The 21,182-nt window shown below is 62.0% G+C and carries 22 protein-coding genes; 11 read left to right on the plus strand and 11 right to left on the minus strand.

All coding sequences use genetic code 11. The annotated features are described in order from the left end of the window. On the plus strand, positions 1 to 1,563 hold the full coding sequence (locus QYQ99_RS14145; protein ID WP_302088760.1) for a pilus assembly protein TadG-related protein: 1,563 nt from the start codon (positions 1 to 3) through the stop codon (positions 1,561 to 1,563). On the opposite strand, the gene QYQ99_RS14150 is transcribed toward QYQ99_RS14145, so the two are convergent. The 6 genes from QYQ99_RS14150 to apaG form a co-directional block, all read right to left on the minus strand. After that, positions 1,526 to 2,047, minus strand: coding sequence for a CinA family protein (locus QYQ99_RS14150; protein WP_302088761.1), 522 nt, complete (start codon positions 2,045 to 2,047; stop codon positions 1,526 to 1,528). The genes QYQ99_RS14145 and QYQ99_RS14150 overlap by 38 nt on opposite strands. 23 nt (positions 2,048 to 2,070) lie before the next feature. Then, a complete protein-coding gene (locus tag QYQ99_RS14155; RefSeq protein WP_302088762.1) occupies positions 2,071 to 2,664 on the minus strand; it encodes a phosphatidylglycerophosphatase A family protein in 594 nt (197 codons plus the stop codon). Between the two features lie 21 nt (positions 2,665 to 2,685). Beyond that, the gene (locus QYQ99_RS14160; RefSeq protein WP_302088763.1) at positions 2,686 to 4,302 is read right to left on the minus strand and encodes a DUF4139 domain-containing protein; all 1,617 of its coding nucleotides are present in this window, start codon (positions 4,300 to 4,302) and stop codon (positions 2,686 to 2,688) included. A gap of 185 nt (positions 4,303 to 4,487) precedes the next feature. Then, positions 4,488 to 5,465, minus strand: a complete 978-nt coding sequence (gene thiL, locus QYQ99_RS14165; RefSeq protein WP_302088764.1) for a thiamine-phosphate kinase — start codon at positions 5,463 to 5,465, stop codon at positions 4,488 to 4,490. A 62-nt stretch (positions 5,466 to 5,527) separates the two neighbouring features. Continuing rightward, on the minus strand, positions 5,528 to 7,495 hold the full coding sequence (locus tag QYQ99_RS14170) for a site-specific recombinase (protein ID WP_302088765.1): 1,968 nt from the start codon (positions 7,493 to 7,495) through the stop codon (positions 5,528 to 5,530). Positions 7,496 to 7,515: 20 nt separating this feature from the next. Next, the gene (apaG, locus tag QYQ99_RS14175) at positions 7,516 to 7,923 is read right to left on the minus strand and encodes a Co2+/Mg2+ efflux protein ApaG (protein WP_302088766.1); all 408 of its coding nucleotides are present in this window, start codon (positions 7,921 to 7,923) and stop codon (positions 7,516 to 7,518) included. A 31-nt stretch (positions 7,924 to 7,954) separates the two neighbouring features. Here apaG and rpe point away from each other — a divergent pair, with 31 nt between their 5' ends. The 3 genes from rpe (at position 7,955) to speE (ending at position 10,999) form a co-directional block, all read left to right on the plus strand. Then, positions 7,955 to 8,635 carry a ribulose-phosphate 3-epimerase gene (rpe, locus tag QYQ99_RS14180; RefSeq protein ID WP_302088767.1) on the plus strand — a complete coding sequence of 227 codons (681 nt, stop codon included), beginning with the start codon at positions 7,955 to 7,957 and terminating at the stop codon, positions 8,633 to 8,635. 276 nt (positions 8,636 to 8,911) lie between these two features. Continuing rightward, positions 8,912 to 9,595 (plus strand): phosphoglycolate phosphatase, encoded by a 684-nt coding sequence (locus QYQ99_RS14185; RefSeq protein ID WP_302088768.1) that lies wholly within the window; start codon positions 8,912 to 8,914, stop codon positions 9,593 to 9,595. A 138-nt stretch (positions 9,596 to 9,733) separates the two neighbouring features. Then, the gene (gene speE / locus QYQ99_RS14190; protein ID WP_302088769.1) at positions 9,734 to 10,999 is read left to right on the plus strand and encodes a polyamine aminopropyltransferase; all 1,266 of its coding nucleotides are present in this window, start codon (positions 9,734 to 9,736) and stop codon (positions 10,997 to 10,999) included. Position 11,000: 1 nt separating this feature from the next. Here the strand turns inward: speE and QYQ99_RS14195 are convergent, their stop codons facing one another. Continuing rightward, positions 11,001 to 11,606: a chalcone isomerase family protein gene (locus QYQ99_RS14195; protein ID WP_302088770.1), complete on the minus strand. Its 606-nt coding sequence runs from the start codon at positions 11,604 to 11,606 to the stop codon at positions 11,001 to 11,003. 438 nt (positions 11,607 to 12,044) lie between these two features. Here QYQ99_RS14195 and trpE point away from each other — a divergent pair, with 438 nt between their 5' ends. From trpE to trpC, 6 genes are all read left to right on the plus strand, one after another. Beyond that, positions 12,045 to 13,544, plus strand: coding sequence for an anthranilate synthase component I (trpE, locus tag QYQ99_RS14200; RefSeq protein WP_302088771.1), 1,500 nt, complete (start codon positions 12,045 to 12,047; stop codon positions 13,542 to 13,544). 151 nt (positions 13,545 to 13,695) lie between these two features. Further along, positions 13,696 to 14,025 carry a chorismate mutase gene (locus QYQ99_RS14205; protein WP_302088772.1) on the plus strand — a complete coding sequence of 110 codons (330 nt, stop codon included), beginning with the start codon at positions 13,696 to 13,698 and terminating at the stop codon, positions 14,023 to 14,025. Positions 14,026 to 14,029: 4 nt separating this feature from the next. Then, on the plus strand, positions 14,030 to 14,611 hold the full coding sequence (locus tag QYQ99_RS14210; protein WP_302088773.1) for an aminodeoxychorismate/anthranilate synthase component II: 582 nt from the start codon (positions 14,030 to 14,032) through the stop codon (positions 14,609 to 14,611). Positions 14,612 to 14,722: 111 nt separating this feature from the next. After that, the gene (gene trpD / locus QYQ99_RS14215; protein WP_302093179.1) at positions 14,723 to 15,766 is read left to right on the plus strand and encodes an anthranilate phosphoribosyltransferase; all 1,044 of its coding nucleotides are present in this window, start codon (positions 14,723 to 14,725) and stop codon (positions 15,764 to 15,766) included. Beyond that, complete coding sequence (locus QYQ99_RS14220; RefSeq protein WP_302088774.1) at positions 15,763 to 15,924, plus strand: hypothetical protein; 162 nt, start codon at positions 15,763 to 15,765, stop codon at positions 15,922 to 15,924. Before trpD ends, QYQ99_RS14220 begins: the two co-directional genes overlap by 4 nt. Continuing rightward, complete coding sequence (gene trpC / locus QYQ99_RS14225) at positions 15,917 to 16,717, plus strand: indole-3-glycerol phosphate synthase TrpC (protein ID WP_302088775.1); 801 nt, start codon at positions 15,917 to 15,919, stop codon at positions 16,715 to 16,717. The genes QYQ99_RS14220 and trpC overlap by 8 nt, the downstream gene beginning before the upstream one ends. Before the next feature lie 21 nt (positions 16,718 to 16,738). On the opposite strand, the gene QYQ99_RS14230 is transcribed toward trpC, so the two are convergent. Continuing rightward, positions 16,739 to 17,143 carry a winged helix-turn-helix domain-containing protein gene (locus tag QYQ99_RS14230; protein WP_302088776.1) on the minus strand — a complete coding sequence of 135 codons (405 nt, stop codon included), beginning with the start codon at positions 17,141 to 17,143 and terminating at the stop codon, positions 16,739 to 16,741. Positions 17,144 to 17,315: 172 nt separating this feature from the next. Here QYQ99_RS14230 and QYQ99_RS14235 point away from each other — a divergent pair, with 172 nt between their 5' ends. After that, positions 17,316 to 18,053: a uracil-DNA glycosylase gene (locus QYQ99_RS14235; protein WP_302088777.1), complete on the plus strand. Its 738-nt coding sequence runs from the start codon at positions 17,316 to 17,318 to the stop codon at positions 18,051 to 18,053. 20 nt (positions 18,054 to 18,073) lie between these two features. On the opposite strand, the gene QYQ99_RS14240 is transcribed toward QYQ99_RS14235, so the two are convergent. The 3 genes from QYQ99_RS14240 to queA all read right to left on the minus strand — a co-directional run bounded on the left by QYQ99_RS14240 (position 18,074) and on the right by queA (position 21,175). Beyond that, on the minus strand, positions 18,074 to 18,979 hold the full coding sequence (locus QYQ99_RS14240; RefSeq protein ID WP_302088778.1) for a DMT family transporter: 906 nt from the start codon (positions 18,977 to 18,979) through the stop codon (positions 18,074 to 18,076). A 125-nt stretch (positions 18,980 to 19,104) separates the two neighbouring features. After that, positions 19,105 to 19,959 carry a Wzz/FepE/Etk N-terminal domain-containing protein gene (locus tag QYQ99_RS14245; RefSeq protein ID WP_302088779.1) on the minus strand — a complete coding sequence of 285 codons (855 nt, stop codon included), beginning with the start codon at positions 19,957 to 19,959 and terminating at the stop codon, positions 19,105 to 19,107. Positions 19,960 to 20,086: 127 nt separating this feature from the next. Next, positions 20,087 to 21,175 carry a tRNA preQ1(34) S-adenosylmethionine ribosyltransferase-isomerase QueA gene (queA, locus tag QYQ99_RS14250; RefSeq protein WP_302088780.1) on the minus strand — a complete coding sequence of 363 codons (1,089 nt, stop codon included), beginning with the start codon at positions 21,173 to 21,175 and terminating at the stop codon, positions 20,087 to 20,089. Positions 21,176 to 21,182: the final 7 nt, after the last annotated feature.

A 21,182-nucleotide genomic window follows, 5' to 3' on the forward strand; every position in this document is an offset into this window, starting at 1 on the left:
ATGCAGTCTTTTGCCAAAGGCCTGTGCCGTGATCGCATTCGTCGCCAATCGGGTTCCGTGGCGATGCTGGGTGCGATTTGGCTGATGATTGCCGTGATCTGCCTGGCAACCATCGATATCGGCAATGTGTTCTGGCAGAAGCGCGAGTTGCAGAAGATTGCGGATCTGGCAGCTCTGGCGGGGGCCAGTGGTGCTCTGGATCAGAACTCTTGTCGCACCAATGCAGAGAGAAATCTGACGCTCAACGGTAGTGTGGTCTCCGAGCTTGTGACTGCACAGGCCGGGCATTGGGACAAAAGCGCCAGCCCCTTCTTTGGCAGCGCCAGCAAGGCCAGCGAAATCAATGCATGCAGGGTGTCTTTTCAGAGGACAGTTCCGTTCCTGTTTGTCTTTGCCGCCGGAGCCGAAAGAGGGCGCCAGATATCGGCCCAGGCCACAGCAATGCAGTCGGCCAGGATCGCCAGACTATCCGTGCGTTCGACCCTGTTGACACTGGATACGGAAAAGTCAGCCCTTCTGGATGCGGTCGTCGGCGGGATGCTCGGAGGCAAGATCAATCTGGGCGTTGCCGGATGGCAGGGCATCGCCAATGCGAACATCAGCTTGTTGAGTTTTTTCGATGCCCTGGCCGTCAGGGCCGGTCTGAATGTCGGTGATTACGATCAGGTCGTAAAGACCAAGGTCACGCTGGACAAGGTCATGCTGGCAATGCTGGATGCCTTGCCGCAGCAAGGCAGTCTGGCGGCTGTCAATGCGCTCAATGCATTGGCGCTGGGGGTCGGCAATATTCAGATCGCGCTGCAGGATATTCTCAAGCTGGGCACGGGCCTCGGGTCGGCGGCTCTGAGAACGGACGTGAATGTTCTGGACCTGGTGAGCACGGTTGCGCAACTGGCCAACAGCCAGAATGCGGCCAAGGTGGGCGTCAATCTCAATCTGGGTCTGGTCGAGGTTGGATTGAACCTGAAGGTGATTGAGCCGCCGCAAAGTGCGATCGGTGATCCGGTCAGGGACAGGATTGAAGCCAAGACATCCCAGATCGATCTGGTGACCGGGCTGAAGCTGAATCTGGCACTGGTCGCCGCCAGCCTGTCTCTGGATGTCAAGCTGGCGCAAGGCAGCGCCTTGCTGACCGACCATATGTGCTCGCCTCAGAAAAGCATGAGCGTGAATGGCGTCACGGGAGTGGGAACGGTGGCCTTGAAAGGCGCGGTCGACATTCTTCCGCTGCCATTGATCCCCAAGTTGTCGATCCCTGTAGAAGTCAAGATACCGCTGCTCTCGAAAACCCAGAGGCTTGACTATCAGAATCCTCCGAACCTGAGCGAGCCGGCCAAATGGGCAACCATCTACCAGAGCAATCTGGTGGAGAGCTTGATCCAGTCATTGACGGATCAGCTGGGCTTGCTTGGCTCTTTGCTGGCCGTGGTTCTTGCGCCGTTGACCTTGGTGCTCGATGCCGTGCTGAACCTGGTGTTGAATCTGCTGGGCCTGAATCTGGCCCAGACAGATATCGGCGCACAGCTCAATTGCATTGGGCGCAATGTGGTGCTGGTGGAGTGATGGCGGACAGCAGGTGCTCAACACTGCGGCGGGTGGTGGCCAGGCGGATGCTGCTGCGGCTGCCGCTCAACTGCAGCAACTGGCTATGGATGGCGTTCTGGACTGCCCAGCCCACCCAGACCGTGCCCACAGGCTTTTCGGCAGAGCCTCCGCTTGGGCCCGCAACCCCCGTTACGGCAATGCTGACCTGGGCGCGCGAGTGACGGAGAGCGCCCTCGGCCATGGCGCGCACGACTTCCTCGCTGACGGCTCCGTGCCTGGCGATCAGCTCGGCGGGCACACCCAGCATCTCGGTCTTGGCCTCGTTGGAGTAGGTCACGAAACCACGCTCGAACCATTGGCTGGAGCCTGCGAGATCGGTGCAGGCTGCGGCAATCATGCCGCCGGTGCAGCTTTCGGCGGTGGCCAGCATCCAGCCTTTGTCGCTCAGTCTGGCTGCCAGTTGCTGAACCAGTTCTTCGATATGGGCTTCTTGTTTGCTCATCGTCTCCTCCAGGACTCACGCGGTCAGAAGAAATGCCGCCAGAGGGCCACGACCAGCAGGGTGCAGAAGGCAGCAACCAGGTCATCCCACATGATTCCCCAGCCGCCGCGCGGGCCGAAGCCTTTGAACAGGCGGTCGGCCCATTTGACGGGCTGGGGCTTGACGGCATCGAAAAAGCGGAACAGCGCAAAGCAGGCCAGCTGCCCCCAGAAGCCCATGGGCATGCACAGCCACAGAACAATCCACATGGCGACCACTTCGTCCCAGACGATGTGGCCGGGGTCGGCCACGCGCATATGCCTTGCGGTGACGGTGCAGGCCCACCAGCCGAGGGGAATGCTGGCGGCAATCAGCCAGCCGATCTGTGCCGGGCTCAGCCACAGTGCCAGCACCAGATAGGCCAGCCAGGCCCACAGGCTGCCCACCGTGCCGGGGGCGACGCGGGGCAGGCCGGAGCCAAAGCCCAGAGCAATCAAATGGGCCGGATGCTGCAGCATGAACCCCACGCTGGGGTGGGCGATTGCTGCCGCACTCATGCCGTTGCGTGCTTTGTTATTGATAGCTGCCTGCGCAATATCTGTATGCGCTGCGGCGCTATTTGATAGATCATCCGTCATGGCGTGATGATACGCGCTGCCTTATTGCAGGCCGGAGATGGGCTGGTTTTCGGGGAAGCGGATCTGGTGCGTGGCCTGGAACTGGGCGGTGCTGCGGGCGGCCAGATTCTGCTCCCAGGCAACCATGCCGTTTTGCGCATTCCAACTGGTGGTGGCAGGCTGCGGGCTGTACTGCGACTGCACCTTGATCTGCTCATTGCGCGAAACAGGAGCCGAGTCCAGCACCTGCAGCGCGATGGGCTGGTTGTGGCGGTTTTCCACGGCGTAGTTGCGTGCGATGCTGCGCTCGGTTTTGCTGCTGGCCCAGCCGCCGCTGCCGGTATGGCTTTGCGCAGGCAGGCGGCGCACCACGACGTTGTCATCGCGACCAAAAGACAGTCCTTGCGCCAGCGCCTGAGCGTTGCCAAAGTCCAGTCTGCCATTGCCAACCAGCGCCTCGTCCCGGAACAGCGCTACCGGGCCCGCCGGCCAGATGCCTGGCGGAGCCTGCAGCGTGGCAATCAGATAGGCTGCCTCTTCCATGGCCGGCGCGGTGCGGGTCAGCAAGCTGGTGGCCAGATTTTCCTGACCTAGCGACAGCGTGATGCGCTCGGCGCTGGAGGGCACGCTGATCTTGTACGGCACGATGAATTGCGTGCTGTAGGCCGTATTGATGCTGGAGACATCGAGTGCTGGCAAGTCCGGTGCCGCTGCCTCTTCGCGCATCGCCCTGGCTCCGCTGCGCGCCATCATGGCGACGGGGGCCGGTGCCGGTGCGGCAGGGGGCAGTGGCTGAGCGATATCCACCGTCCAGGGGCGCGGCATGACACCTTGGGTGTTGCGGCCGGGCTGTCCGGTGGACAGGCGCAGGCGCACATTGCTCCAGTCCTCGCCACTGGCCTGCACGACCAGGGCCTGACGCTCCAGCTGCACCTGCTGCCTGGCGGTGTTCAGCTGAGCGCGGTAGCTGGGCTGCCAGCTGGGGCCGCGCACCTGGTAGCTCAGGCGCACATTGGCCGCGCGCGGGCTGGCCAGCTGCACGCTGACTTTCATGACCTGAGACTGCTCGGAGCCCGTGCGGTCGCGCTCCTGGCGCAGGGGCTGAAGCTGTGCCAGCAGATCCTGCTTCTGGCGCTGAATCTGGTGAGCACGCAGGCTGTTGTCGCGGCTGGTCTGGCGCAGGGCCTGGCTGGTGCCGGCGATCTGAGCGGGGCTGGTTCTGGCTTGGTCGCCGGGCTTGCTCATGCCCTGCAGAAAATCGCCCACCAGCCGGGCTGCCCCTTCTTCGGCCTCGATGTTCGCGAGCTGATCTTCGAGGGCGCGAATCTGCTGATCCAGCGGGCTGGTGCATTCCTTGGCCGCCACCTGCCTGGACTGCATCAGGGTCTTGATTTCACCCACGCGCACGCCTTCGTCGCCACTGATCTGCAGGCTCTGCGTATCCACGCTGGCGGGCAGGCATTCAAAGCTGAGCAGGCGGGTCTGGGCGTCGATGCGTGCCTCGCGCTGTACGGCGGCGATGCCGGGATAGAGCATGACTTCGGTGATGGGCGCGCGATTGCCGGAGACACTGAGGCTGCCGGCGTCGGCCAGGGCGAGCCCGGGCAAAGCAGCTGCGACATAGACCATGGACACAGGCAGAAGACGGCTTGAACGCATTGGCGGCTCTTGTGGGCAGTGGACAGGGACATGACTTGTGCAAAACGGGCTCAGGCAAGACGACTGCCTCAGCAGGCCGGCCCTTGTTATTCCTGTTTGCGTAAGTCCTAAGGGTTTGAGCTTAACCCAGGCGGTTTCCTATCCCTATGCTGGCGCATCGTGTGTCCGGCCCGCGCTCCTTGCGTTCATCCGCCGAAGTGGTCGAAGGACTTCCAGCGGTGTTGCAGCAGCGCACCGTCAGCGCCGATCACGCGCAGGCCCGGCTCGGCATCGATACGGCCTATGCGATGCACCGGCGTGCCGCTGGCAGCGCCTGCTGCCAGCACGTCGGCATGCCGCGCTGCGGGGGCGGTAAAACACAGCTCGTAGTCGTCGCCGCCGGCCAGCGTGCATTGCTGCTGCAGCGTTGAATCGAACTGCCAAGCACCGCTTTGCGGATAGGCAGCTGCAGCCATCAACGGCGTGGTGCAGCGGCTGTCTACCGTGGCACCGACGCTGGACAGCTCCAGGATATGGCCGAGGTCGCCGAGCAGGCCGTCGCTGACATCCAGCGCGCTGCTGGCCAGGCCGCGTAGCGCCAGGCCCAGGGCCACGCGCGGCGTCGGTGCTTCCAGCCTCTGGCGCGCCTGCAGCAGCAGCTCGGCAGGCAATTGCACGCGGCCCAGCATGGCCTCCAGTGCCAGGCGTGCATCGCCCAGAGTGCCGCTGACCCAGATCTCATCGCCGGCCCTGGCGCCGCTGCGCAGCAAGGCCTGGCCGGCAGGGACTTCGCCGAACACGGTGATACAGATATTGAGCGGGCCGCCCGTGGTGTCGCCGCCGATCAGCTCGCATTCATGGGCATCGGCCAGGGTCAGCAGGCCGGCCGCAAATTCGCTGATCCAGTCTTCGTCGGCACCGGGCAGGGACAGGGCCAGCGTGAACGCCAGAGGCCTGGCACCGCTGGCTGCCAGATCGCTGAGGTTGACGGCCAGAGCCTTGTGGCCCAGCAGGCGCGGGTTCACATCGGCAAAGAAGTGGCGGCCCTCGACCAGCATGTCGCTGGAGATGGCCAGTTGCATGCCGGGGGCCGGGGCCAGCAGTGCGCAGTCGTCGCCCACGCCAAGGGCGGCGCGACGCACGGGGCGCTGGAAATAGCGGCGGATCAGATCGAATTCACCCATAAGGTCTCTGGCCGCCCGCGATGCTGCGGCCTGGTGGGCCGCTGGTTGGCGGCGGTTAAAGGTCAAGGCCAGAAAAAGCTCAGCGGCCTGCGCCAGAAACGCTGGCGTATGGCCTTGTAGATGCGCGAGCGGTCCACGCCGCTGACGTTATGGGCGCGCAGGGCGACACGGAATGCCAGGTAGAAGCTCACCCCCACATTCAGCGCCGCATTGAAGGGCAGCATGGCCACGGCCCACCACAGCAGATCGTCATGCAGCACTTCCCAGCCCAGCGATGCCACGGCCACGCCGATCTGGCCCGTGGACAGGGTGACGTGGCGCACTTCCAGTCCCAGGCCGAAGAAGGCCGCAAATGCAGGCACCAGACCCAGCATGAAACCCAGCGAGATATTGGATGCCAGGCTGGAGACATTCTTGCGCAAGAAGCTTGCCCAGCGATCCGCGCGGCCCGTGCCCAGAAAGCGTGTGATGCGCGGGTTGTAGCGAATCACCGAATCGATATTGCGCAGCACAAACCAGTTTTCCGCACCGCCGGCAATCAGGCTGCTGACAAACAGCAGCACGCCGGTAAAGGCGGCGAAGAGCACGGACGGCCCTAGCAGACTCAGCGAGTCCAGCACCTGGCGCGCATGCGGGGTGCTGAGCGCCTGATGACCGACAAGATAGGCATAGCCCAGCGACAGCAGCAACGCCCCGGGGAAGACGATGAGCACGTTGCCCAGAATGGCCGCCACCTGGGAGCGCACCAGATGGGCGACCTCATCGACGAACTCCTGGATGGATCCATCGCTTTGGATGTCCTTGAGCTTGGCAGCCATGGCCGGCGCCGTCATGGCCGGCTGCTTGGTGGCCACCGTGAAGTGCAGCATCTGGATCAGCACAAAGCTGATGGCGTAGTTGAAGCCCGCAGCCAGTCCCGACCAGAAGACGGACAGTCCCAGCGCATACAGCGCAAACTTGGCCAGCGTGGTGAAGGCCATCACCAAGCCGCCGCCCGCAGCCTTGGCCACCATCTTGCGGTATTCGCTGCCGTCGCGGGTGATGTAGTGCTCGCCGGTTTCGGCGCTGCGCTCGGCCACCTTGGCCGCCAGCAGCGATGAGTTGGTGGACATCAGCGCGCGCACGCTGCGCCGCTCTATGCCCACGGCCACGAGGTTGGAGAGCAGCTCGGACGTCTCGTAGGCACGGTCTTCTGCCAGCAGGCAATCGAGCAGGCGGCGAATGCGCAGAATGCGCGCACGCACCTGGCGCAGGCGGAAGATCAAGCCGACGGAAATGCCTTCGGCCTCGACGTAGGAGTAGACCGAGGACACGGCGGCGCGGCAGGCCTCAAGCCGCTCGCGCAACTGCGCTGCAGCGGCGTCGCGCCTGTCGGTGGTGCGCAGCGGCAGCATGACCTCCACGCGCAGGTTTTCCACATCGTGGATCAGCGCATGAAACGGCTTTTCCTCGCGTGCCTGCTCGCTCATGCGCAGGCGCAGCTCGGGGGCAAACCCGGTGGAGAGAATCTGGCCCGCGCAATAGGTGATGGCGTCCAGCAGGTTGCGCTCCCAGAAGCTCACGCCTTCTTCGAGCTGCTGCGGGGTCAGCAAGGTGGTGATGCGGGCCATGAGCTGGCTGTCCAGCGCATGCAGCCAGCGGGCGTCGAAACGCTCGGGAAAGACCAGCATGAACAGCTCGGAGGCATCCTCGGTCTCGGGCGTGCTGGGCAGCAGCTTGTAGCGCAGGCGCTCGGCCACTTCGCTGGCCATGGCCGTGCGCGGGGCAAAGCCGAAATCGGCCAGCAGGGCGGTGATGTCCACCGTCTCCATCAGCGTCTGGCTCCAGCGGCGCAGCCGGGCTAGAGCTTCGGGGTCGGCCTCGAAGGCCTCGACGATCTGTTTCACGCGCTGCACGGCGCCTTCGACAGAGGGCTCGGCTGCGCGTATCCATTCGGCCAGATGGATCAGCCACAGATGGCGTTGCGCAAGGCCTGCGCCGGGATCCAGGGAGGCCAGCAGGCCGGGCAGGTCAAGAGTGCTTTTCTTCATGCAAATGTGGGGTGGCTGCCTTAGTGCAGAACGCGTTTCTCGGGCATGGGCATGGGGTCCCCGGACTCATTCACCTGCAGCACGAAGAGCGGAACCTCGCATTCGAAGGTCTCGCCCTCGTGATTCACGCAGAGATAGCTGCCGCGCATGGTGCCCGTGGGCGTGCGCAGCTGGCAGCCGCTGCTGTACTCGAAGGATTCACCGGGCTGCAGCAGCGGCTGTCGACCCACCACGCCCAGGCCCTTGACCTCTTCGACATGGCCCAGCTCGTTGGTGATGATCCAGTGCCGCGCAATCAGCTGCGCCGGCACCTCACCCGTGTTGGTGACGGTAATGGTGTAGGAAAACACATAGACGCCGGCGGCCGGGGCGGATTGCTCGGGCAGGTAGGCGGGCTGGACTTGAACCAGAAACTCATTCATTGGCATGAGCTAATGGTAACTGCGACAATTGCAATCCATGAGCCCCACCTACCGTATTGCCCCCTCCATCCTGTCAGCCGACTTCGCCCGTCTGGGTGAAGAAGTGCGTAATGTCATTGCGGCCGGCGCCGACTGGATCCACTTTGACGTGATGGACAACCATTACGTTCCCAATCTGACTTTCGGCCCCATGATCTGTCAGGCACTGAAGCCCCATTCGGTCACACCCGATGGCAAGCCCGTGCCCATCGACGTGCATCTGATGGTGCAGCCTGTGGACGATCTCGCCACGGCCTTTGCCAAGGCAGGTGCGGACTACATCAGCTTTCACCCCGATGCGTCGCAGCATGTGCATCGCAGCGTGCAGAACATCAAGGCCCACGGCTGCAAGGCCGGTCTGGTGTTCAATCCCGCAGCGTCGCTGGAGGTGCTGGACTGGATGATCGAAGACATCGATCTGATCCTCTTGATGAGCGTGAACCCAGGCTTTGGTGGTCAAAGCTTTATTGACAGCACGCTGCGCAAGATCGAAAAGGCCCGCAAGTTGATCGATGCTTGTGGCAAGGACATCCGCCTGGAAGTTGATGGCGGCATCAAGGAAGCCAATATCCGCGCCGTGGCCGATGCCGGTGCCGACACCTTTGTGGCTGGCAGCGCCATCTTCGGCAAGCCCGATTACAAGGCTGTCATCGACACCATGCGTAAGAACCTTGCGTAACTCCCCCTGAGGCGCTTTGCCTGGGCGGCCCCGCGCCTTCCCCCTCCCTCTACGCGCTGCGCGCCATGGGAGAGGGGCGACACCTTCGCCTTGGTGGCCCCGCCTTGGTGGCCCCGCCTGGGCGGCCCCGCCGCGAGGCGGCTATTGCTCGGTGCCCTGGTCTGCAACCGGCCTTTTTTGCCGTTGGATTCCTGTACCAGTCAATGTAGATATTTTTTATTTTTGGCTGCAGGCCCAATATTGAAAAGCGCATGCAGCTATTGAATTGATAGTTGTATGAAGCTGACTCTGCCTGCACCCGCCCAAGCCCTCGAAATTGATGCCGTGATGGTCGACCTGGACGGCACCATGGTCAACACATTGGGCGATTTTGCCGAGGCGCTCAACCGCATGCTGGCCGATCTGCAATTGCCGGCCATAGCGCCGCAAATCATCGAGAACATGGTGGGCAAGGGCAGCGAGCATCTGATCCGCTCTGTGCTGGCGCATGTGGAGGCGCCGAACATCGATGCCCTGTATCCCCAGGCCTGGCAGCGTTACGAGCACCATTACCTGGCCATCAATGGCCAGTTTGCCGATGTCTATCCGGGCGTGGCCGAAGGCCTGCAGGCACTCCAGTCCCTGGGGCTGCGCATGGCCTGCCTGACCAACAAGCCTTTGTCCTTTGCCCAGCCCCTGCTGGCCGCCAAGGGACTGGACGGATTTTTCGACTGCGTGTTCGGTGGCGACTCCTTCCCGCGCAAAAAGCCCGACCCCATGCCGCTGGTCGAGACCTGCAAGGCTTTGGGCAGCGAGCCCGCGCGCACGCTGATGGTGGGTGACTCCAGCAACGATGCCCAGGCCGCCCATGCCGCAGGCTGCCCCGTGGTGCTGATGACCTACGGCTACAACCACGGCCAGCCCATCACGACTGTCAAGGCCAGGGCGCATCTGGATTCACTGGAGCAGCTTGTTGCGTGATCCGGTGTTTTTGTTCGCATATCTGGCATGAAAGAGTGCGAATAAGCATATTTGCTAGAGTCAGTCGCTTTGTCTGAATCCATGCCGGCTCCTGCATCACTGTGTGGTCGGCAGAGAACAAAGGGGGACTCGCACCACATGCACGGACTGCACCTGACTGCCGACCTTTACCAATGCACAGGCCATGAGCGCTACATGCTCGATGCCGACGCCATCGCCGGGCTTTGCCGCGACCAGACTGCAGCCAGCGGCCTGACCCTGGTGGATGACACCTGGGTGAAGTTTCCGCCCTATGAAGGCCAGCCCGGGGGGGTGACGGGTACGGTGCTCTTGGCGGAGTCCCATCTGGCCATACATACCTGGCCCGAGACGGACAGTGTCACCATCGATGTCTATGTGTGCAATTTTTCCGAGGACAACTCGGAAAAGGCTCGACGCCTGATGGACGGCGTGATCCAGGCCTATGCTCCCGGGCAGGTGCTGCGCCAGCAATTGATGCGCGGCGACATCGGCATGGCGCAGCCGGTAGACCATGGCGTGGACCCTGCACCCATGTCCGAATCCGGCTGGGCCACGGAGCAGCTCACGCCCCATGCCCGCTTTGGCTATCGCGCCGCAGTGCTGCAGACGCAGCAGACCCCGTATCAGAAGCTGGAGCTGTTGCAGACGCCGCAGTTCGGCAAGGTGCTGCGTCTGGATGATTGCTTCATGACCTCCGAGGGCGAGGAGTTTTTCTATCACGAGGCTCTGGTGCACCCGGCCGCCATGGCCCACCCCGCGCCGCGCAAGGCCTTGATTCTGGGTGGGGGAGATGGCGGAGCCGCCGAGGAGCTGCTCAAGCACCCGAGCATCGAGCGCGTGGTGCTGGCCGAGCTGGACGAGGCCGTGGTGCAGTTCTCGCGCCAGCATCTGCAAGCCGTGCATCGCGGCGCGCTCGATGATGACCGTGTTGAGGTCCGCATAGGCGACGGTCTGGCCTTGATGGAGGCAACCGATGAGCGCTTCGATCTGGCACTCATGGATTTGACCGACCCTGACACGCCGGCCAGCGCCCTGTATGCACCGGCCTCGCTGGCACGCATGAAGCGCGTGCTGGCGCCGGGCGGCGCGCTGGTGCTGCATCTGGGCAGCCCCGTCTTTCACGGCGCGCAGGTGGCCGAGCTGGTGCGCAGCCTGCGTCAGCAATTTGCCGTGGTGCGTTGCTACGGCCTCTATATTCCGCTTTACGGCGCTTACTGGGGACTGGCCGTGGCCTCCGATGAGCTCGATCCGCTGGAGCTGAAGGCACCGCAACTGGCCGAGCGCCTCAAGCAGCGCAAGGTGCGGGATCTGCAGTACTACAACGAGCAGGTACACGGCGCGCTGTTTGCGCTGCCCAACTATTACCGCGAGCTGCTCAAGTGAGTCAGGGTGCCTCGCCCAGCAGCGCCTTCTTGAGCTGCTGATCGGCGGGCTTGGAGCCCAGCCAGATGCCCAGCAGGGCGTTGAAGAATTCGGGCTCCTTGAAGGCCTCGCCCTGTGGCTGGCCCTTGACGGTCACGATGGAGCCCTGGCCGGGCAGCCAGTCCACCGAGAAGTTCTCGCCTGCAAGCAGCTTTTTGTGCTGGGTGAAGATCTCGCTCATGCGCATCACCCCCGGAATCAGCTTGGAGAAGGCGGCCCGCTCCATATTGTCTTCCATGCCGCGTGAGAACAGCTTGCCCAGCTCGGCCGAGTCGATATCGCGCAGCATGGTCACGCTGATGCGCTTGGGGCCGGGCAGGGCGGCGATTTCCTGCAGGCTGCGCGCCGGCTTTTCCAGGTACAGGCCGGCGGTATAGACCTTGAACACGGCCTTGTAGCGGGTGCCTGCGCCGTTGAGCTGCAGGGCCTGACCCTGCAACTGCAAGCTGGGTGCGTAGTTCACTCCATGCAACTTGACGGGTTCAGTCGGGCGCTCCTGAGCATGGGGGGCAAAGCTGGAAAGCGCAGCGGCCAGCAGCAAAGCCTGTGGCCAACGTAGGCTGGGCATGAATGTCTCCTCGTGTTGGTTGTTCCTGGCCGCTCTGCAGGAGGCCTTGAATTGCGAACGGTCGTGCATATTTGTGTCTGCCGGATTTCGTCGCAATAAGGACTGTCCCCAGCATGGGGCTTTGAGATGGGTCTTTCCCCGGGGATCTGGTTTGCGGAGAAATTCCGCAGTTCATGCGCTACACTGTCCGGCATCATGTTCATTCATCGCACGTTCAATGCAGGTTGTGGAGACCGGGGAGCCTGGCCCTGGCGTAAGCCTGCACATCTGAACTGCTGAAGCACCCGGCACGAGCCCGGCGTGCACCCCGCGGCCCCATGCATTGCATACTTCGGGCCAATTGGAATGAACCGGCGCATCTTCTCTTCAAACGCGTCATCTGCCCTGTAATCCAACCGTGCAGATGCACCATGCGCCATGACTCCCGGAGCTTCTGCCGTGATCACGGAACTGGAATTCAAATCGCTTGCGGCCCAAGGCTATAACCGCATCCCGCTGTTAATTGAGGCCTTTGCCGACCTCGAAACCCCGCTGTCCCTCTATCTCAAGCTGGCCCATGCCAATGGCGACGGCAAGTACAGCTTCTTGCTGGAATCCGTGGTCGGCGGCGAGCGCTTCGGCCGCTACAGCTTCATCGGTCTGCCGGCACGCAGCTTTGTGCGCGCCTCGGGCTTTGGTGACCAGGCCAGGACCGAGGTGGTGACCGATGGCAAGGTGGTGGAGACGGCCGGCGGCAATCCGCTGGACTTCATTGCGGCCTATCAGCAGCGCTTCAAGGTGGCCGTCACACCCGGCATGCCGCGCTTTTGTGGCGGCCTGGCCGGCTATTTCGGCTATGACGCCGTGCGCTATATCGAGAAAAAGCTCGAAAACAGCTGCCCGCCCGACAGCCTGGGCACGCCCGACATCATGCTGCTGCAGTGCGAGGAAGTCGCCGTCATCGACAACCTCTCGGGCAAGCTCTACCTCATCGTCTATGCCAATCCCGGCGAGGCCGAGGCCTATACACGTGCCAAGAAGCGCCTGCGCCAGCTCAAGGAGCAGCTGCGCTATTCCGTCAGCGCGCCGCAGATTCGTGCCGGCGAAAGCTATCCCGCAGAGCGCAGCTTCGACAAGCAGGACTATCTGGACGCCGTGCAAAAGGCCAAGGAGCTGATTGCGGCGGGCGACTTCATGCAGGTGCAGGTAGGCCAGCGCATTCACAAGCGTTTCACGGCCTCGCCGCTGTCGCTGTACCGCGCGCTGCGCTCGCTCAACCCCAGCCCCTATATGTACTTCTACCATTTCGGAGATTTCCATGTGGTGGGAGCCAGCCCGGAGATTCTGGTGCGTCAGGAGCGCACGCCCGATGGTCAGAAGGTCACGATTCGCCCCCTGGCCGGCACCCGTCCGCGCGGCAATACGGTGGAGGCCGACAAGGCCACCGAGCAGGAGCTGATCGCCGACCCCAAGGAGCGTGCCGAGCATGTGATGCTGATTGATCTGGCGCGCAACGATATCGGCCGCATTGCCAGGACCGGCAGCGTCAAGGTGACCGAAGCCTTTGCCGTGGAGCGCTACAGCCATGTCATGCATATCGTGAGCAATGTGGAAGGCATCTTGCAGGACGGCATGGAGAACATGGATGTGTTCAAGGCCACCTTCCCCGCCGGCACGCTGACGGGCGCTCCCAAGGTGCATGCCATGGAAATCATCGACCGGCTCGAGCCCAGCAAGCGCGGCATCTATGGCGGTGCCTGCGGCTATCTGAGCTTTGCCGGCGACATGGATCTGGCGATCGCGATCCGTACCGGCGTCATCAAGGACAACGTGCTCTATGTGCAGGCCGCTGCCGGCGTGGTGGCCGACTCCGTGCCCGAGCTGGAGTGGAGAGAGACCGAGCACAAGGCCCGCGCCTTGCTGCGCGCTGCAGAACTCGTTGAGGAAGGTCTGGAATGAAAAACGACTACCCCCTGAGGCGCTGCGCACCTTCCCCCTTGAAGGGGGACGACGGCCTTTGCTGCGGGGCGGCCCTTGCTGGCCGTCTCCTGCAAGGAGCTGCAACAGCTTTGAGTGCAGTGACTGACCTGCCACGCGATGGAGAAATGCAATGAATCGTTCCATTGAGAAGGTGCAGCACTGCACCACCATGGAAGATGTACGCCGCAATGTGAATGCGCTCGACGATGTGCTGGTGCCGCTGCTGGTCACGCGCATCGGCTATATGCAGCAGGCGGCGCGCATCAAGGGGGACGTGGGCCAGGTGCGCGATGAGGCGCGCATCGAGGCCATCGTCAGCCGCGTGCGTGAGCGCACGGCGCAGGAGGGCGGCCAGCCCGATGTGATGGAGACCGTCTATCGCGCGCTGATGGAAGCCTGCATCGCCTACGAGCACCAGGAATTTGCGCGCCTGCGTGAACCCAAGAAATCAGGGGAGTAAGACCATGAAACTGCTGATGGTCGATAACTACGACAGCTTTACCTACAACATCGTCCAGTACTTTGGCGAGCTGGGCGCAGAGGTGACCGTGGTGCGCAACGACGAAACCACGGTGGCCGAAGTCGAGGCGCTGATCGCGCGCGAAGGCATCGAGCGGCTGGTGATCTCGCCCGGGCCCTGCTCGCCCAACGAGGCGGGCATCTCGGTGGCGGCGATCCGGCATTTCGCGGGCAAGCTGCCGATTCTGGGCGTCTGCCTGGGTCACCAGAGCATTGGCGCGGCCTTTGGCGGCGACATCATCCGGGCGGGCCAGCAGATGCATGGCAAGACCAGCGTGATCAGCACCGACCAGAAGGGCGTGTTTGCCGATCTGCCCAGGCAGTTCACGGTCAACCGCTATCACTCCCTGGTCATCGACCAAAGCACGCTGCCCGAATGCCTTGAAATCACGGCGACCAGCGAAGATGGTGAAATCCAGGGGGTGCGCCACCGCGAGCTGGCCATCGAGGGCGTGCAGTTCCACCCCGAGAGCATTCTGACCGAGCATGGTCATGCCATGCTGAAGAACTTTCTCGACCAGAAATAGCTGTTGATTTATTGATAGCTGTCATCGCATGTCAATGCTTGATTTCAGAATGAAAACAATAGGAAATCGATTGCTGATAAGCGCAGACAGCTATTAAAAACATAGAGAGATATTGCAATGATCACTCCCCAGGAAGCGCTGCAGCGAACCATCGAGCATCGTGAAATCTTCCATGACGAAATGCTGCACCTGATGCGCATGATCATGCGCGGCGAGCTCTCGCCCGTGATGACGGCCTCCATCATCACCGGCCTGCGCGTGAAGAAGGAAACCATTGGCGAGATCTCGGCTGCGGCCGAGGTGATGCGCGAGTTCTCCAACAAGGTGAACGTGCACGACAAGAGGAATCTGGTCGATATCGTCGGCACCGGCGGCGATGGCGCCAACACCTTCAACATCTCGACCTGCTCGACCTTTGTGATTGCAGCGGTGGGCGGCAAGGTCAGCAAGCATGGCGGGCGCAGCGTCAGCAGCAAGTCGGGCAGCGCCGATGCCATGGAGGCGCTGGGCGTCAACATCAACCTCAACGCCGCGCAGATCGCCGATTGCATACGCGATGTGGGCATCGGCTTCATGTTTGCGCCTAACCATCATCCGGCCATGAAGAACGTGGCCCCCGTGCGCAAGGAACTGGGCGTGCGCACCATCTTCAACATCCTGGGCCCGCTCACCAACCCGGCATCCGCCCCCAATATCCTGATGGGCGTGTTCCACGAAGACCTGGTCGGTATCCAGGTGCGTGCCCTGCAGCGCCTGGGCGCCGAGCATGCGCTGGTCGTCTACGGCCGCGATGGCCTGGACGAAATCAGTCTGGGTGCGGGCACGCTGGTCGGCGAGCTCAAGGACGGCGTGGTGCGCGAGTATGAAGTCCATCCCGAGGACTTTGGCCTGCGCATGGCGGGCACGCGCTCGCTCAAGGTCGAGAATCCCGAGGAGTCCAAAGCCATGCTGATGGGCGTGCTGCAGGGCGAGCCTGGCCCGGCACGCGATATCGTCTGTCTGAACTCCGGCGCTGCCCTGTATGCCGCCAATGTGGCCAGCTCGATCGAAGAGGGCCTGGAGCGTGCGCAGAAGGCCATCGACAGCGGCGCGGCACTGGCCAAGCTCCAGGAGCTGGTGGCCTATTCGCAAAAGCTCGGCCAGACAGCGGCATGAGCCTGCTCGACGCGCCCATCTGGAGTGATGCCGGCACCTGGATCGTGCTGGGCATCTCTCTGCTGTTCATCGTGGTGGGCATAGGCATGCACCGCGTCATCGTGAAGGTCTTGCGTGCCCCAGCAGATGCCGCCACCAACAAGGAAAACCATGTCTGACATTCTCAAGAAAATCTGCGACGTCAAGGTCCAGGAAGTTGCCGCTGCCAAGAAGGCCGTGCCGTTTGCCGAGATGCGCCGCGATGCGCAAAGCCGTGTCTCCACGCGCGATTTCGTGGGAGCCATCCGTGCCAAGATCGCCAAGGGACAAGCCGGCGTGATTGCCGAAGTCAAGAAGGCCAGCCCCAGCAAGGGCGTGATCCGCCCCGACTTCGATCCTGCCGATATCGCCCAGAGCTATATGGTGGGCGACGGCAAGATCAGTGCGGCCTGCCTGTCGGTGCTGACCGATCGTCAGTTCTTCCAGGGGCAACCCGACTATCTCAAGCAGGCCCGCGCGAGCACGCTGCTGCCGGTGCTGCGCAAGGACTTCATGGTCGACCCCTATCAGATCTACGAATCGCGGGTGATGGGCGCTGACTGCGTGCTCTTGATCGCCGCCTGCCTGGACGATGCGCAGATGGCCGAGATGGAGCAGATTGCGCACAGCCTGGACATGGATGTGCTGGTGGAAGTGCATGACGCCGAGGAGTTGCAGCGCGCTCTCAAGCTCAAGACGCCGCTGGTGGGCATCAACAACCGAAATCTGCGCAGCTTCGAGGTCGATATCCAGACCACGATTGCGCTCAAGAAGGATGTGCCCGCCGACCGCCTGCTGGTGACCGAGTCCGGCATCCTGAGCCGCGACGATGTGAAGACCATGCGTGATGCCGGCATTGACGCCTTCCTGGTGGGAGAGGCCTTTATGCGTGCCCGCGAGCCGGGCGAGGCCCTGGCCCAGCTGTTTCAATAAAGGACTGGCTCAGGTGCAGGTTCAGCGCAGAACCTGTACATCGGCATCCAGAAAATAACCGGCACCGCGCTTGGTCTTGAGCAGCGTGGGTGCGCGGCTCGATGCTTCGACCTTGCGGCGCAAGCGCAGCATCTGTACGTCAATGGCGCGGTCAAAAACATCGTCCTGGGCCTGTGTCATGTCCATGATCTGCTCACGGCTCATGATTTGCCTGGGACGTTTGAGCAGGGCCAGCAGCAGCGCAAACTCGCTCTTTGTGAGCCCCACCTCATGCCCGGCAGCGCTGATGAGGCTGCGCGAGCGCAGCCTCAACTCCCAGTCGGCAAACTTGAAGCCCTGTGGACTCAAGGTGAACGCAGGACGGGTGCAGGAAAAGAAGGCCTGCACGGCAGAGGCTTGTGAGTGAGTGGCAGAAGATGTGTGCATGAATAACTCCTTGTGAGCCTGAGCCGCCAAGTGGTCAGCTATGTTGGAGTCGATTCTTTGCAAAATGTCAGAATGTGTCACTCACTGAAATCAGGTATTTTGAGCCTCGAAATAGGTGAGAACCCTTGAGGAAATCCTTCGAGGGGGCCGTGGAAGTTGAGAGAATCCACGCATGAACTTCACTAGCCAGAGCATGGGTGCTAACACCGCTGCGCCTACCCAGTTGATGAGTGCAGATCCACAGGACTGGCCTGTCTCGTCAGACTGGCAAGCCGTTGTCGAGCCTTTCTTTGCAGGGAGCACAGGTCAGAAGCTGCTGCAGTTTTTGCAGCAAAGACTGGACGCCGGCGCCGTGATCTTTCCCCCGGCTCCCTTGAGGGCCCTGGAGCTGACGCCGCCCGAGGATGTGCGGGTCGTGATCCTGGGGCAGGACCCCTATCATGGTCGTGGGCAGGCCGAGGGCCTGGCATTTTCTGTCGCCCCCGGGGTGCGCGTGCCGCCATCGCTGCAGAACATCTTCAAGGAAATGCAACGCGAGCTGGGCACGCCGTTTCCGGCTTTTCCCCAGCCCGGCGGCAGCCTGGTGAGCTGGGCCCAGCGCGGCGTGCTGCTGCTCAACACCAGCCTGACGGTGGAAGAAGGGCAGGCCGCAAGCCATGCCAAAAAAGGCTGGGAAGAGCTGACCGATGCCATCATCCGACATGTCGCCGAGCAGGGGCGGCCCACGGTCTTCATGCTCTGGGGCTCGCACGCCCAGTCCAAGCGTGTGTTCATTCCTCAGGATCGTGGCCATCTGGTGCTGATGAGCAACCACCCTTCACCGCTATCGGCTCTGAGGCCTCCCGTGCCCTTTATCGGTAACGGACACTTCGGCAAGGCCAGGGAGTTCAAGCTCAGACACGGCTATTGAGATGGCCGGACTGGGCTGTCTCAGCGCTTTTCCCGGATCCCCAGCCAGACGCCCGTCAGGCCGCTGAGCGTCACCACCGCCATGCCGATCAGCGATGTGCTGTCGGGACGCTGTCCGAAAAACAGCCAGCCCATCAGCATGGCAAAGCCGATCTGGCTGTAGAGAAAAGGCGCCACGGTTGCGGGCGTGGCGTGGGTGTACGCCTGCAGCAGCATCAGGTGGCCAATGCCGCTGCAAAGGCCCATCACCGTTGCCGCCGCGTAGATCTGCCACTGATCGATGGGCTGCCATACAAAGCCTATGACAGGAGTGGTCAGCAGCAAGGGCAGCCAGGTCGAGTAAAGCTGGGTGGTCGGAGGTGAATCCAGGCGCGAGAGGCGACTTCCGAGGACCTGGTAGGTGGTGCCCGATACCAGCAGACCCACCGGCCACAGGGCGGCCAGGCCCAAGGGCTGTCCATCGTTTTCCGGTCGGACGATGGCAATCACGGCCAGCAGACCGATCACCAGCAGCGACCAGCGGGCAGGGCTGACCTGTTCCTTGAAGAAGAGTGCCGATGCGACCACGATAAAGAGCGGAGCTGCTGACCAGATGGCTGTGAAATTGGCCAAAGGCATATTTTTGATGCAAAAAAAGGCGCAAACCGTAGTCAAAAGCCCTGAAACTGCCCGCAGAAGCTGAAACCTCAAGTTCCTGGTTCTCAGGGCCGAAAAGCCGTGCCGAGGCAAAACCAGCACGCTGGTGACCATGGCCTGGGCCATGAAGCGCAGCCACAGAACCATGAAAACCGGAAGCAGCGTGCCCGTGAATTTGGTGGCGCTATCCAGAACCGCAAAAAGCGCACAGGCGAATATGGTGAGCAGAACACCGCGGATGGCAGACTGCGCTGACTGGGAAAGTGTGGGAGATAGCCAGCGGGAGAGCATGTCCGTAGCGATTTGCGACCAGAGAGTCGCAGAATTCTAGGTGGATGAGGTTGTCGACTCTGGTCGCGACGCCCATAAAAATGCCCGCACTGTTCGGTGCGGGCGCTGGATGAGGCGATGAAGGATTACCAGGGCATGGCGTTACGAATACGCGCAATTTTTTCGGCCTGCTCGGTCGAGGATTCCTTGGCGGTGCGCAGCGCTTGCCGGATGAACACAAAAAGCAGCAGGATGAAGCCGGTGCCCACAGCCGCACCAATGGCGAGCATGGACTTATTGGGCTTGATGGAGAGCTCGGGCAGGGTCGGCATCTGGATCACATCGTCATTGTCCAGACCTTCGAGGCGGCGCTCCATGTCAAGAATCCCCTTTTGGCGATTGCTGTTAGCGGTCAGCAGCTCGCCGTAGAGGCGGCTGGTCGCTTCGGTGACACTTTTGCCGGAGGAGAGATTGGCAGAAGTGTCATGCTCGAGCTTGAGTGACTCCTCCAGGCGCGTCTTTTCGGAGGTCAGTTGCACTTCCAGCTGCTTTTTTTCCATTCCGCGCGGCTTGCTCAGGGGAAACAAGGTGTCCAGCAGTGCCTGGTTGAGCTTTTGAGCCGCTTCAGGCGATTTGGCCTGCGTTGCAATATTCAGCAGCTTGTCCTGCTTGCCGACATTGACGGTGATGCGCTTGCTGAGCTTTTTATAGATCTCTTCCTTGGTCTGACCTTCGGTCAGTCCCGCAATGGGGGCAATCTGGTGCAGCACGTCTGCAGACATGGCCAGGCTGGCGGCCATGGGGGCGGTAAAGCTGGAGCCAGTACGCTCCACCTGAACCGATGAGCTGCTTTCATAGGTCTTGGGGATCACCAGACCGATGCCATAGGCCGCGATGCCGGCTAGCAGCGGGCCGAAAATCAGAATTTTCCAGTTTTCCGCGAGAGTGACCAATAGATCCAGCAGATCCAACTCTTCATCTTGTGAGGTTTGAACTTCCATTGATTTTTTCTAAATGAATAAGCACTTTGACAAAACGATGAAATCTACCACCAAGACAAGATTGGACCCAGTGTTTCTGTAACTCCTTATGCCAGCAGCCGACGCAGCGGCTCCAATGTGTTGCAGATCAGCGCTGACGCTCCAGCAGCATGGAGTCTCCATAGCTGAAGAAGCGGTAATGCTGGGCAATCGCATGCTGGTACATGGCCATGATGTGCTCATAGCCCGCAAAAGCGCTGACCAGCATCATCAGCGTGCTTTTGGGCAGATGGAAGTTGGTGATCAGCATGTCGACCACCTGGTATTGAAACCCCGGGGTGATGAAGATGCTGGTGTCTCCGCTGATATTGCCGTACTTGGCCCAGGACTCCAGCGTGCGCACCGTGGTGGTGCCCACGGCAATGATGCGGCCGCCGCGCTGGCGGCAGCGCTCCATGGCGGCCAATGTGGGCAGGGGAATGTCATACCACTCGCTATGCATGATGTGGTCGGCAAGGTTTTCGGTCTTGACGGGCTGGAAGGTGCCGGCACCTACATGCAAGGTGACGCTGGCGCGCTCCACGCCCTTGGCTTGCAGGGCGGCAAGCACGGTTTCGTCGAAATGCAGGGCTGCGGTCGGTGCGGCTACGGCACCAGGGTGGGCCGCGAACACGGTCTGGTAGCGTTCGCTGTCTTCCTTTTCATCCGGGTCGTGGTCGGCGTTTTGCTGGCGCTCGATATAAGGCGGCAGCGGCAGGTGGCCGAACTGCTCCAGCAATTCATAGGGCGACTCGCCCTGGTTGCCCTTGACGGAAAGCTGGAACAGCGGCCCGTTCTCGTCCGGCCAGCGGCCCAGCAGCGTGGCTTCGAAACCGCCGTTCTTGAGGCCGCCGCAAAGATGGATCTTGGCTCCGGGCAAGGGCTTCTTGCTCACGCGCATATGGGCCACGACCTCGTTGTTCTGCAGCACACGCTCGACCAGCAGTTCGATCTTGCCGCCGCTGGCCTTTTCACCGAAGACACGTGCCTTGATGACCTTGGTGTCATTGAAGACCAGCAGGTCGCCGGGCTGCAGCAGATCGGGCAGTTCGCGGAAGATGCGGTCGGTGGCAGGGAGGCTGCGGCCATCAAGCAGGCGCGAGGCGCTGCGAACAGCGGTGGGATGCTGGGCAATCAGGGATTCGGGCAGGTCGAAGTCGAAATCGCTGAGTGTGAATTCACGGGTGCAGGAAGACATGCGGTGC

Source organism: Comamonas testosteroni (genome assembly GCF_030505195.1).
Classification (GTDB): domain Bacteria; phylum Pseudomonadota; class Gammaproteobacteria; order Burkholderiales; family Burkholderiaceae_C; genus Comamonas; species Comamonas testosteroni_G.